This is a genomic window from Campylobacter concisus (genome assembly GCF_003048675.2).
Taxonomy (GTDB): Bacteria; Campylobacterota; Campylobacteria; order Campylobacterales; family Campylobacteraceae; genus Campylobacter_A; species Campylobacter_A concisus_F.
Map to the genome: position 1 here is coordinate 1,313,406 of NZ_CP060707.1, position 12,981 is coordinate 1,326,386.

Consider the following 12,981-nt stretch of genomic DNA (forward strand, 5'->3'; position numbering starts at 1 on the left):
AAAGTAAAATCTTTATAAAATTTTAAAGTTTTTGAAGAGTTCGTTTGTGAAAATTTATAGGATTTGAGGCTTTTCCTGGTTTTGAGCTGACAAAGACATCTAGCATTATCGTGCCTTGATTTATTCCTTCTACTATCACAGCATCTTTGTTTTTGCAAGCATCACCCATATCGCCAAAGTATTTTACATATACTTTAAATGTAAAGAGGTCGCCAAATTCGCCACTTATTGGATTGTCTTCACTTGCATTTTTACTTTGGTTCCCTAGGCAAGTGGTGCTAAAATCATTGCTTATGATAGCTAGCATAGCATACTCAGTAGCTGCACGGGCCACTAGCTCACTTTGCTCTCTTAGATAAATTTCGCTATTTTGCTTGACTGAAGTGCTAGCGATCGAAAGAGCCAGCATGCAAATAGAGCTTGCGATCACCACAAAAAATATCGCCGCAATGAGTGTAAAACCTCGCCTCATCAATAAACCGCCTTTGACTTACAGATGGTTATCTCTGAGTTTTTTGCTCTCATGCAAAGTTTTAGCACGATGACGCCATTTTTTTCAGTAAAGACAAACCTCGTAACGTTTTTGGCAAGGGTTGCTTTTTCGCCATTTGGTTTATATTTTTCTCCCATCCATGGACGATAGTCATAGTATAAATTTAGATCAAAGACGCCGTTTGCTGTATCTTTTGGATCAGTACTTTGCTCTGGTACTATGGCATTTGCAGTGTAGGCTAGATGATACTGCTCTGAAATTTGCTTGCCACCAAAACCTGAAATTTCTAGCGTATTGCCGTTTAAACCACTTTGACCGCCATTTACACCAACTTTTGCTATGTCTAGACTGACAGGCACAGTTCCATTGCTATAGCCAAAAGAGCTTTGCACATTGTAATAAACATCAGAAAATATCGCTACAACGCCACCATCCTTTTTTGTAAAATCCACACAAGTGGCATTTCTTGTGTCATCTTTGCAAGTTAGATCTTTTATGGTCTCTACAACTCCAGTTGTAAAATTACTTCCAGGACTTATCAGACCAGTTGCTGGTGAGCTCTTAGCAAGATCCGCATAGCCACTATATCTGCCTGCTTTTCCGCCCTGCTCTATGACATGGTCATTAGCATCAAGAGATATAACGTCATTAAAAATTTCATACGCATAGGGGATAAATTCTAAAATTTCATACTTAGCATCTAAATTTACTCTATTATCGTTTAGCGCCAAAAAAGCTCCATCAGTTTTTCTAGCAATCACGCTTGGCTTTATGCGGTGCTCTAGCCTCTTTGAAATTTGCTCCAGTGCGATTTCTGTTTGCGTTTCGAGCTCATTTACTGTCTTTGTTTGAAAGTAGTTTGAGTAGATGTTCATTATCGCATTAAAGCTCATCATAGCGATGATACCAAGTACGACGATGACGACTACAAGCTCAAGAAGCGTAAAGGCTCTTTTCATTTCCACGCTTTCGTATTTAGCGAGCCGCCCTCACCTAGGTTAAAAGCATAAGCTCTTAGCACTGACGTTGTCTCTTGTTTTGTGTTGTTTTTATATGAAGTAGCAGTTACTATTATCTCTTTTACATCGCTGTTATCTAGCGCTAAATTTGGCTTAAACCAGCCCTTATCCTCGCTAACACTTACCTCGTAGTCTGAGCCAACTATATAGTCTCTGCTTTGATTTGCTGTATTTAAATTTTTATTTTTTGTTTTGTAATAATCCACAGACCTCACTGCCGTATCAGGTACTAGATCTGATGAGTTTGTATAGGCAAAAACTCTATGCCCATCGCCTGTTATTTTGTTTATCTTATAAAATTCGTTTCTATGATCACCTGGCTTTAGGATGATAGGGAAAAAGTAGGCCGTCTCAGCGCTACTGCCGCCAATGTTTGTTGAGACCTTGATGACCTTGTCGCTAAAAGGAGCTTTTAAGATAAGTCCCATGTAGGTCTTGGCATTCATCAAGCTCTCTTGTGTAACTGCCTTTTGATTTAGCTCAGATGTGGTCTTTAGTACAAGTGGTATCGACGTGCTGATGATCGCCACAACGACTATCGAGAGGATAAGCTCTATAAGAGAAAAGCCTCTTTTTACCAAGAAATTCTCCTATTTGTCTTATCGCTTAGATCGTTAAAGTTGTTTTCGCCGCCTATGACATTTCCTACGTCACCTTTGCCAGAGCCACTTTTTAGGGTCTTGCCAGCCCAGTCGCCATTTGGCACGAGAAATCTCACTGTGAAATCATTTGTCGCCGCATCTTTATCAAATTCATTATATATGAGCCAGTTTTTCGTATGCATCTTGGCTATATCCGTAACTGCTCGGTTATTTTTTACATAAATGTAGCTGACGCCGTCACTAAGTGCTGTCTCTTTGGCTGTATCTCGCGTAGTGTGATTTGAAAAGCTGTAACTATCGACATTGCCATAACTAGCATCGTGAAGAGGATTTACATACCATGAGTGCGTACCAGCAAACTCCTCCCAGCGAGCGCTTGATCCTGGTTTTTGCAACATAAATTTACTCTCGTCGCAGCCATTACAATACACTCCGTAGTAAATTTTTGCCTTAAAGCCGGTATTTGGTCCCTCATAGTAAGGCGCGTATGTCCTAGCGTAGTAAAATTTTGCAGATGTTTTTGTGGTTGGCTTTTTGTAGTTATCTCCCTTTGTTTTATTTCTGCTACTTTGATCCTCAGCTAAGCTTTCAAAAGTGAATACATCACTTGTCACCTCAAAAGGATTTTTTGCCACATTTTTTTCACGTTTGAAGTTAAATTTGATACTTACATCAGCATAGCCATCACTTCCAAATGCCTCTTTCTTAACACTATAAGCTCCATCATGCGGAGATAAATTTACCTTTTTTACAAGTGCAGAAGGATTGCTATCATCAAAAAATATTATTTCACTGTTTAGTCTATCTACCCCAGCAGCATCACCGCTTAGCTTTGAACCACTATTATCAGTATATTCGGCTATGATCTCTCCAGCTTTTATTTTAAATGTTGTATTGTTTGCATAGCAACCATTTTGATACAAAAGCGCTGGATTGTCGTTAAAAAGCCTTGCTCTTACTTTAAAATTTAAGGTTGGAGATGGAGCTTCTTTTTCATTAGCAATATAACTAATACCACCTCCTAATATCTTAAAGTCACTTACTTCAAGGTCTTTTGGCGCAAAATTAAATTTATGCTGATTAAAATTTATATCACAACCAAATTTACCATCCCCATCCTCTTCATTATAGCTCTTGCCAAGCGCACAGTCACTATCTTGCTGTGTTGTTTTTTGATCTACTTTTGTATAGCTAGCATCTCTTACGTCAAAGTAGGCTTCACCTATATCAGAAAAAGAAAATCCATTATCATCATCACCAATAGATCCAAGCTTACTTATAATCCCTATGGCTTTATCAGGATCATTAAAGCTTACTTGAAGCTGATCGCTACTTCCATCACTTATAGCCGTTGGTAAGACGCAATCACTTGTGCCTTTTTTCACTGAGGCAAGTAGTACTTTGTCAGTTGTGCTATCAGCTTTTAAGGTGTTTGTATAGCCGTTTGCCAAGCCTCCATTTGCGTCATAAGCTCCAAGAGTTATCTCGCTGTAGCTTTTGCCACCTATTAATGTTTTGTCCGTATAGGCCGAATTTGTAATCGCATCATAAAGGCCAAATGTCGCTGGCCTTACTGCAAAACTATCAAAAGCAGCACATTTTTCATCGGTTAAATTTGTGATTTTATTTTGATAGCTAAGCTTTACATGTAAGTCAGGATATGGTCTTGGCACGGTCACTCTTCTTGTGATAGTGTGAGTTGAAGTAGTAAAGTGCAAAGTCTCAGCTGGTATGACTGATTTATCAGAACTACAATCAGTCACTAGCTTTAATGTCACATCAGTATTTGAGTCAGGCGCCTTTAGAGTACCATCAGTCTTTTTGTAGTTTGAGATAGTGATATCAAAAGGCTTATTTGCTATCTTTGTATAAAGCTTGTTTTTAAAATTCCCACTTGGATCATTTGCTTGACTTCTTGGATAAAAGTCATTTTCCTCTTCATTAACGATCTTTAAGTCGTAATTCGTTGGCACACACTCTTTAATCCTGCCATTATATTTTAACCCTATAGAAGCATTTTCAAATTCAGCCTCATATTTTGTCTTTTTATATTCTGAATTTAGTACCCCAACAAATTTTAATCTTGCAAAGTTTCCTGAATCATGCGCAAGCGTTCCACCAACTCCGGTACTTGCATTTTTGCCTATTACGTATTTTAATGTATTACCTATGATTTGAACACGATCCCCACTATCTTGTAATACTTGACAATTATTATATTGAGAATCGCTTGGTCCAGATGTATTTATCTGAAGGCAACTTGAGCTAGGTTTATAACTTATAAATTTAGGATCAAAATTTATCTTTAAAAAAGCATTATTTGCATCTTCGTGACCTTTATTTTGTATGGTTACAAGCGTTTTAAGTTCAGTTCCAGTTTTTACTTTTCTTGCTTTATTTGTGTCATTATCTCCTTTAACAGCAACATCCACCCATTTTTTTGCAACACTATCCCATATCTGAAGCTCCTCTGTATAACAAACCTCAGGATCGTATAGTGTAGTAGAGAAAGCAACCATACCGATATTTAACCTATCGCCTTGAGTATTTCCAGATACATTTGAAGCAGTTGCTTCAAACTGCATATCAACTCTGCTTTGTTTATTTGACATAAAATTTGATATATCAAAGATATCTAGATCCATTTGACTGTTAAATTTTTTATCAACATTAGCCAGATAGCCAAACCTTGTGATAGAAGAGTTAAATTGATTATGGCTTGGGTTACCTACTGAGTTTGGATCAGATGGATTAGCTCCTGAAGTGAGGCTTTGAAAAGTTCCATCGTTCTTCTTTATCATCACATCTTCGCCTGTTATCTCCTTACGTCCACCAAAGCCCATAAAAGCAAGGCTTGAATTTACAGTGCCTGCAGTCGGAGTATAAAAGTCATCAAATGTTAAATTTAGTTTTGTATTTTGTATAGTTTGAGTTGATGTCGTCCTCGTTCTTTTAACAAAAGGTGAGATATTTGACATGCCGCTATAGATATTTACAGCTTTTGGCTTAATCCTGCCTTCATCCTCTTCACCAAAGTCATATACTATAACCAAACTCCAGCCGCCATACTGTGAGACAACGTAGCTAATACTCCAGTCACCATCAGCGTACAAAGCTGTACCATGAGCCACCTTTGCGTCTTGCTCTTGTGCATCTATCGTTACTTTATAGCTTCTTGGAGTAGTTTTTTTGATAGTTGATGCTATACCTCCAACTGCAAATGTCCTACCAGCATCACTCTTGCCAAGACTAGCCTTAACTAGATCAGTCACATCAGCGCTCGCCTGATAGGTAAAGTACATACCACTTCTTATGCCAACAGTTGATTTTGCAGCATTGCCATCTTTGTCAGGATGAAGTGGTATAGTATATTTAGCATCGCAACCACCAGTATCATCAGGGTTGTTTGGATCTTTGCAGTATTTATAATATGTATCGCGTGTTACGGCATTTGGATTATAAGGAGTAAAAGAGCTATCCCATTTTACATCTTCCTCATTAGCCTTTACAAGATGCACTAATCCATCAGGGGTTTTAAATTTAACACTAGTATAGCCAAAGATATTTTCATACATAGCATTTAGCAGTCCTTTATCTTTTTTCCACTCATCATAAACTGCTCCACCCCAGTAAAGTCTGGCGTATTTAATCTTTGTCTTATCTATATTTTTTCGTTCATATTCACTTTTATCTTCAAATTTAAAAGTTGCACGAGATGAATTTGGAAATTTACTAGTGCCAAGACCTGGCTCTTCGTTAACATATCTTTTTTCTATTATTTGAGAAGTGTTTGCACTAGGATCATCTGTTGTGCCACTTAGCGATGGTTCAAACTTAAAGCCATTTACCCTTGGCACGATGACACTAGCACCGATAACATCCATGTCGCCGATAACCCTTATAAATTTATCTCTTTTTTTCATTTGGCTACTATCGTTTAAATTTTTATAGTAACTCACATCCCTATATCCACTTAGGCTTACTACTCTACCATTTACTACATTTGGAGTTTCTGGATAAACAGCTCCGGTATCCTGACTAGCGCCTACACAGTGTCTAATGTTGTCATAGTCGATCCTGCAAACAATGCCTGCACCACAAGCTGCTTGTTCAGCAGTAGTACAAGCTCTAACGGTGCTTGGCAACTCTAGATCATCAGGATCAACATCACTAAAAACATAGATAAAAGAAAATAGGAATAAAAAAAGAATTTTCAAATTACAATCTCCTTAATGTAATTAGAGCTAAGAGCTCTAAACGTCCTTGTTTGTTATTTTTGTATGAAATTTTCTATCATTTCAGCTTGTCCGTATTGTGGATATTTTGTAACGTCAAGCACTACTTGAGATAAAGTCATATTGTCCATATTGCAAACGATAGGAGCCACGAAATTCACGGTTGATTTCTCAAGTGGAAGCGCAACCACGATGATGTTGTAAATTCTAAGTTGCGAACTCTCTTTGATATCCATAAGCTCTTCGTAGTAGCTTGGGATGTCAAATTCATAACTTCTTAAGGCAAAAGGATTTATCATTGTAAAAGATGTTTCGTCATCTTTGCTCGCTAGCTTAACAAAAAATTTATCGAGCTCAATAAGTTCCATCGTCTTGATATGCTCGAAGCCTAAAATAGGGCTTTTAACACTAAAAATCATACTAACTCCTGTTTTGTAAAATTGCCTTATTTTAGCATAGTTTTAAAAAATTTATACAAAAATAATGCCAAAAAATGTAAAATAAGCGAATTTAAAATTTTTAAGGAAAAGCATGAAAAGATTTTCTAAATTTCTAGCAGTCGTAGCTCTTTTAGGGCTTTTTAGTGGTTGTGCTGAAAAATACACCGAACTTTACAATCTAACTCCAGACGAGTGGTACGCTCAGGTCATCGCTGACATAAAAGATGGCGATCTGGAGTCAGCTGACAAACACTACGTTTCAATGGCTAGCGAGCACGTTGCAAGCCCACTTTTGGAGCAAATTTTACTCATCCTTGCCCAAGCTCACGCAAATGACGAAGAGTATCTTATGGCAAATCACTATCTTGATGAATACATCAAAAGATACGGCGATAACGGCCCAAAAACAGAATTTGCCCAGTACCTAAAAATAAAAGCAAATTTTGACTCATTTACCCAGCCAAACCGCAACCAAAAGCTAATGGAAGATAGCGTAACTGAGATCGAAAAATTTCTTTATATGTATCCAAATACCGAGTATAAACCGCTTATCGAGACCATGCTTATCAAATTTAAGCTCGCTCTTTACTTCTTAGACATGCAAATAGCAGATCTTTACAAGAGAACTGGCCGTGATGTTTCGGCTAAAATTTACGAGCAAAAGCTAGAAGAGTCACCGTTTAAAAACTCAGACCTTATCAAACCTGACGTGGCATGGTATAGAAAACTGTTTGAATAGGAGAAATTTTGCAAATAAACGAAAACAAAGGCTTCCCAACTGAGATCCCTATCATAGTTGAGGACGAGCTATTTTTATATCCATTTATGATAACGCCGCTTTTTTTAAGCGACGAAGAAAATTTAAAAGCGCTTGAGCTTGCCATACAAGGAGAAACGCCGATCCTTGTCGTGCCAACAAAGCCCCAGCAAGACGGCGCTAGAGACTTTGACGGCATATATGACGCAGGCGTTATCGGCACGATAATGCGCCGTGTGCCTCTACCTGACGGACGCGTAAAAGTGCTATTTCAGGGTATCGACAAAGGTAAAATTTTAAAACAATCAGGTATAAATCCGCTCCGAGGCATCGTCGATATGCTCCACGTAAAGCGCCCATCACAGGTCAAAACTGACGCTCTCATCGTAGTTTTAAGAGAAAAAGTAAGAGAGCTTTCGCAGTTTAGCCACTTTTTCCCACCTGATCTTTTAAAAACGATCGAAGAGAGTGCTGAAGCGATCAGAGTTTGCGACCTAGTCTCAAGCGCGCTTCGTCTAAAAAAACAGATCGCTTATAGCTTTTTTGTCGAAGAAAATTTAGAGCAGCGCCTACTAAAGCTCATCGACTACGTCATCGAAGAGATCGAGGCAAACAAGCTTCAAAAAGAGATCAAAAACAAGGTTCATTCAAAGATCGACAAGACAAACAAAGAGTACTTTTTAAAAGAACAGCTAAAGCAAATTCAAGCTGAGCTTGGAGCGGATACGAGCCGAGAAGAAGAGCTTGAAGAGTACCGCAAAAAGCTTGATGCGAAGAAGAAATTTATGGCTGATGACGCCTATAAAGAGATCAAAAAGCAAATAGATAAGCTCTCTCGCATGCACCCAGACTCAGCCGACGCGAACACTTTGCAAAGCTACCTCGACTGGGTACTTGAAATTCCATTTGAGAATGTAGCTAAGAAAAAGTCATCTATCGCCGAGGTGAGCAAGCACCTAAATGCCGACCACTACAGCTTAGAAAAGCCAAAAGAGCGCATAGAGGAGTATTTTGCATTGCGTGAGCTTTTAGAGCTTAGAGGTGTTGGCGAAAAGGTAAATAACGGCGCCATTTTATGCTTTGCGGGCCCTCCAGGCGTGGGTAAAACTAGTCTTGCAAACTCGATCGCAAAGGCGCTAAAGCGCGAGCTAGTCAGGATCGCGCTTGGCGGACTTGAGGACGTAAACGAACTAAGAGGACACCGCCGCACCTATATAGGCGCTATGCCAGGCCGCATCGTGCAAGGGCTCATAGAAGCCAAGCAGATGAACCCAGTGGTTGTACTAGATGAGATCGACAAGGTTGGCAGAAGCTACAGAGGCGATCCGACCGCTGTTTTACTTGAAATTTTAGACCCAGAGCAAAATAATAAATTTAGAGACTACTACCTAAATTTCAACATCGATCTTAGCAAGATCATCTTCATCGCTACGGCAAATGACGTGAGTATGATACCAGCCGCACTTCGCGACAGGATGGAGTTTATCGAGCTTAGCTCATACACCCCACAAGAGAAATTTGAGATCGCTAAAAAATATCTCTTGCCCCAAGAGCTTAAAAAGCACGGTCTAAAACCAAGTGATGTAAGCATCAGCAAAGAGGCGCTTGAGCTAATCATTAGCGACTACACAAGAGAGAGTGGCGTGCGAAATTTACGCCGTAGGATCGCTGACATACTAAGAAAAGTCGCCAAAAATATCCTCACCAAAAAGAATGAGGGCAAGATCAGCGTCACGGCTAAAAATTTAAAAGAGTTTTTAGAGAAAAAGGTCTATGAGATCGAGCCAGCGGATAAAAAAGATCAGATCGGCTTGGTAAATGGCCTTGCGTGGACCAGTGTCGGTGGCGACGTGCTAAGGATCGAGGCTATCAGGATCCAAGGCAAAGGCAATATGCAGATCACCGGCCAACTAGGCGACGTAATGAAAGAGAGCGCTCAGATCGCATTTAGCGTCGTAAAAGTGCTGATCGATAACAAAAAGCTAAAAGTGCCGATGGCTATCGTGCCAAAATTTGACGATGACAAGCACAAGCTAGAAGCCAGCGACGTTTATAGACGCTACGACCTTCACTTGCACGTGCCAGAGGGCGCCGTGCCAAAAGACGGCCCAAGCGCTGGCATCACGATGGCAACTGCGATCGCATCGATACTGACTGACACAAAGGTCAAACACGACATCGCAATGACTGGCGAAATCACGCTAACTGGCAGAGTTTTACCTATCGGCGGGCTAAAAGAGAAGCTCATCGCCGCTCATAAAGCTGGCATCAAAACAGCTCTCATACCTCATAAAAACTATGACCGCGACCTTGTCGATATTCCAGCTGAAGTAAAAGCTGATATGAAGATCATCGCAGTTGATACGATCGATGATGTGCTAAAAAACGCTCTTGTAGCTAAAAAATAATCCATACTCTAGCCCCATTTTGTCTCACTTGGGGCTAGAGAAATTTATAATCCTAAAAGTACAAAAAGCACATATAAGTAGTTGATAATTTAAACAATATAACGCGAAAATTTCAATCAAATTTTAAAATTTCATGAACTAGTAATTTCGGTCCTAAAATCTGAGCTAAGCTGTAAGCGAAGCCAAATTTTAGTAGTCAATTCTTGCGAGTGAATGGGATTTTAAAATTTGCAAAATAGCTTGATTAAATTTGTAAATTTCTTTTTATTCAAATTATTCAAAAGGGAGACAAGGGGACTTGAATTACGGTCTGCTTGCAGTTGTGAGCTTGCGAAGCAAAGCCGTCCCCTTATTCCCCTTTTTAAATCTTCCAATCCCCTCGCACGTTAGAAGTGCATGCTTCAGTGCTTTGCACTGCATGCGTTTTTGTGTTAGACGAGTATATATCAAATTTTAAAATTTCATAAACGAGTAGGCTCTGATTTTAGTGGTGAATGACTACTATATGCTCTAAATTTAGTAAGTTGCTAAGGAGAGTGAGTAAGATTTTAAAATTTGCAAACTTTATATTTTTTGTTAAAAAAGGATAAAAAACTTGAATTACATTCTGCTTGTAGCTTGAAAATCAAAATTTAAAAAAGAATATACTCAAAAACTTCCTCATATTTACATATAAGCTTCAAAATCCTAGGGTTTGCCTCTATATACTCAAAAAATTCTATTTCTTCTCTTTCTCAGTCTGGACTTTATCTAGCTTTATATATCCCATTTCAACTAGCTTGTTATAAATTTGAGAGATTTTTGGTCCAGCAGCGCTACCACCGTGACCGCCGTGTTCGACAACCATCGTTATGACGTATTGTGGGTCTTCAAAAGGCGCATAGGTCGTCATCCACGCATGAGATCTTTGCAGATACGCCATATCCTCCTCTTTCATACGTTTCTTTTCAGTTTGCGAGATGCCAACGACCTGAGCTGTTCCAGTCTTTGCCGCAACCTTTACAAGACTTCCCACAAAGTGCCTATTTGCCGTACCTCTTGGGTGATTTGCCACCTCATACATCGCATGCCTAATGGCAGGTAGCTGCGACTTTTCAAACGGCGTAAAAGCATCATCTGTTGGCGTAAAATCAACATCCTTGCCATCTATGCTCTTTAAAAAATGTGGCGTCACATTTAGCCCAGTTGCAAGGCCTGCTGTGTATTTAGCCACCTGCATAGGCGTGACTAGAAAATTTCCCTGTCCGATAGAGGTGATGAGCGTTTCGCCTTGAAACCACGCCTTGCCATACTTCCTCATCTTCCACTCCCTGCTTGGCAAGGTCCCCACAAATTCATTTGGCAAATCAACCTCTGTTTTTCTACCAAAACCCATACGCTCAAGTATCGGCACAATGGCATCTATACCGATCTTTTGACTACCCTTGTAAAAATAGTCATCGCAGCTCTCTCTAATGGCTGTGTTCATATTAACCGTGCCATGACCATGCGAGTTCCAGCAGCGAAATTTACGCCCTCCAAGCTCATACGAGCCACTACAAAAAAAGCTATCATATTTACTCATGCCATTGTCCAAAAAGGCAAGCGCCATACCCATTTTTACGACAGATCCTGGCGGATAGAGGCCGTTTATCAGCTTATTTGTAAATGGATGATCGACGTTTTTTACAAGCTCTTCCCACTCAGTCTGAGAAATTCCAAGCACAAACGGATTTAGATCATACTCAGGAAAGCTTCCTGCTGCGATTATAGCGCCATCTTTTAAGCTCATAACTATGACGCTTCCTGCATCTTTACCAAAGACGTCAGCGACGAACTGCTGAAGCTCAAGATCGACGGCGAGCTTTATGTTTTGACTTTGCGGCGCTTGATAGCTCACCTGCTCGATCTCCTCATTTAGTGCATTTACCTTGATCTTTTTAAAGCCTTGAATTCCTTGCAAGATCGGGTTATAAAAGCGCTCTACTCCGCTTCTACCGATATAGTTTGTAAGCTTTGTCAAAGGGTCGTTTTCCATATCTTTTTGGTTTGCCCTACCGACGTAGCCGATGATGTGAGAAGCTAGATCATTGTATGGATAGTGGCGCTTTGAAGCGGGTCTTATCTCTAAATTTTCACGCAGAGAAAGAGGTGCAAAAAATGGCAAAAATTTATCATAATCAACAAATTCGACCACGTTTATAAAGTCTTGGTTGTAGGCTGAGTCGTTTTTGATATATTCATTTTTAAGCTTGGTGACGTTTAGATCGCCAAATAGCGAGCCGATATAGGCTAGCTCATCGTCTAAAATTTTCACCTTTTTGTTTGCGCTAAGGTGCGGCTTTACATAGATAGAAAAGCCAAGACGATTGACCGCCATAGGCTTGTCGTGCGCATCAAAGATGATGCCTCTAACTGGCGGGATGTAGATAGTTTTTATCGCATTTTGCTCAGCGATCTCGTTGTAATAAGTGTTTGAATTGACACTTAGGTGGTAAATCCGCCCCAAAAGCATGATCCAAAAAAGAGCAATCACGCCAAAAACGATACGCATCCTCATAGCACTTTATCCCTAAAAAGCACGATAGCAAGCACACTCTCAAGCGCTATGAAAAATAGATACTCTGCACTAAAAGTCAAATTTGGCTCGTTTAAGACGTAGGCAAAAAGGTTATTTACAAGAAAAGTTAGCACATAGCCAGAGGCGACAAAGATGATGAGCAGGCAATTTCGCCACTTCATCGTCGTATAGAGCCAGTCTAGCACGAAGTTGTAAAATAGCAAAAATGCAATGATCGTTGAAAAGAGATAAAAGCCATGAATTTGCTCGGCAAAGACCAAGAAAACGAGTGAAAAATACCACGAAGGCTTAAACTCATCATACTGCTTTTGCTTTCTTGAATACTCCAAAATCATATATGTAAAAAAGATGCCAATAAGTGGTGGCAAGAAGCCAAACTGCGTAGTTGCAATCTCGTAAGAGAGCAAAAAAATGACCCACCAAAAGCCTTTAAAAATTTTAATATCTAAGCTGCTTATGGTTTGCAT

The 12,981-nt window shown here is 39.6% G+C and carries 9 protein-coding genes; 2 read left to right on the top strand and 7 right to left on the bottom strand.

From position 1 onward, the window contains the following. Positions 1–22: 22 nt before the first annotated feature. Genes CVT00_RS06630 through fliW form a run of 5 tightly spaced genes read right to left on the bottom strand, consistent with a single transcriptional unit; the run spans position 23 to position 6,768 of the window. Positions 23–472, bottom strand: a complete 450-nt coding sequence (locus CVT00_RS06630) for a type II secretion system protein (RefSeq protein WP_103559150.1) — start codon at positions 470–472, stop codon at positions 23–25. After that, positions 472–1,452, bottom strand: coding sequence for a prepilin-type N-terminal cleavage/methylation domain-containing protein (locus tag CVT00_RS06635; protein ID WP_103559124.1), 981 nt, complete (start codon positions 1,450–1,452; stop codon positions 472–474). Before CVT00_RS06635 ends, CVT00_RS06630 begins: the two co-directional genes overlap by 1 nt. Continuing rightward, on the bottom strand, positions 1,449–2,093 hold the full coding sequence (locus CVT00_RS06640) for a type II secretion system protein (protein ID WP_103559123.1): 645 nt from the start codon (positions 2,091–2,093) through the stop codon (positions 1,449–1,451). The genes CVT00_RS06635 and CVT00_RS06640 overlap by 4 nt, the downstream gene beginning before the upstream one ends. Further along, complete coding sequence (locus tag CVT00_RS06645) at positions 2,087–6,331, bottom strand: hypothetical protein (protein WP_107914881.1); 4,245 nt, start codon at positions 6,329–6,331, stop codon at positions 2,087–2,089. Before CVT00_RS06645 ends, CVT00_RS06640 begins: the two co-directional genes overlap by 7 nt. A 53-nt stretch (positions 6,332–6,384) precedes the next feature. Further along, positions 6,385–6,768 carry a flagellar assembly protein FliW gene (gene fliW / locus CVT00_RS06650; protein WP_012140104.1) on the bottom strand — a complete coding sequence of 128 codons (384 nt, stop codon included), beginning with the start codon at positions 6,766–6,768 and terminating at the stop codon, positions 6,385–6,387. Between the two features lie 112 nt (positions 6,769–6,880). On the opposite strand from fliW, the gene CVT00_RS06655 reads away from it, so the two are divergent. Together CVT00_RS06655 and lon are read left to right on the top strand one after the other, a co-directional pair. Further along, the gene (locus tag CVT00_RS06655; protein WP_009294177.1) at positions 6,881–7,528 is read left to right on the top strand and encodes an outer membrane protein assembly factor BamD; all 648 of its coding nucleotides are present in this window, start codon (positions 6,881–6,883) and stop codon (positions 7,526–7,528) included. Between the two features lie 8 nt (positions 7,529–7,536). Continuing rightward, positions 7,537–9,954, top strand: coding sequence for an endopeptidase La (gene lon, locus CVT00_RS06660; protein WP_107914879.1), 2,418 nt, complete (start codon positions 7,537–7,539; stop codon positions 9,952–9,954). A 718-nt stretch (positions 9,955–10,672) separates the two neighbouring features. Here the strand turns inward: lon and mrdA are convergent. Continuing rightward, positions 10,673–12,493 (bottom strand): penicillin-binding protein 2, encoded by a 1,821-nt coding sequence (gene mrdA, locus CVT00_RS06665; RefSeq protein WP_107832742.1) that lies wholly within the window; start codon positions 12,491–12,493, stop codon positions 10,673–10,675. After that, on the bottom strand, positions 12,490–12,981 hold the full coding sequence (locus tag CVT00_RS06670; protein WP_021087205.1) for a hypothetical protein: 492 nt from the start codon (positions 12,979–12,981) through the stop codon (positions 12,490–12,492). Before CVT00_RS06670 ends, mrdA begins: the two co-directional genes overlap by 4 nt.

What these genes read in the sequence shown, in the direction of transcription:
- CVT00_RS06655 (WP_009294177.1), top strand. Translation starts at nt 6,881, where the DNA reads ATGAAAAGATTTTCTAAATTTCTAGCAGTCGTAGCTCTTTTAGGGCTT.
- CVT00_RS06635 (WP_103559124.1), bottom strand. Translation starts at nt 1,452, where the DNA reads ATGAAAAGAGCCTTTACGCTTCTTGAGCTTGTAGTCGTCATCGTCGTA.
- CVT00_RS06630 (WP_103559150.1), bottom strand. Translation starts at nt 472, where the DNA reads ATGAGGCGAGGTTTTACACTCATTGCGGCGATATTTTTTGTGGTGATC.
- fliW (WP_012140104.1), bottom strand. Translation starts at nt 6,768, where the DNA reads ATGATTTTTAGTGTTAAAAGCCCTATTTTAGGCTTCGAGCATATCAAG.
- CVT00_RS06670 (WP_021087205.1), bottom strand. Translation starts at nt 12,981, where the DNA reads ATGCAAACCATAAGCAGCTTAGATATTAAAATTTTTAAAGGCTTTTGG.
- mrdA (WP_107832742.1), bottom strand. Translation starts at nt 12,493, where the DNA reads ATGAGGATGCGTATCGTTTTTGGCGTGATTGCTCTTTTTTGGATCATG.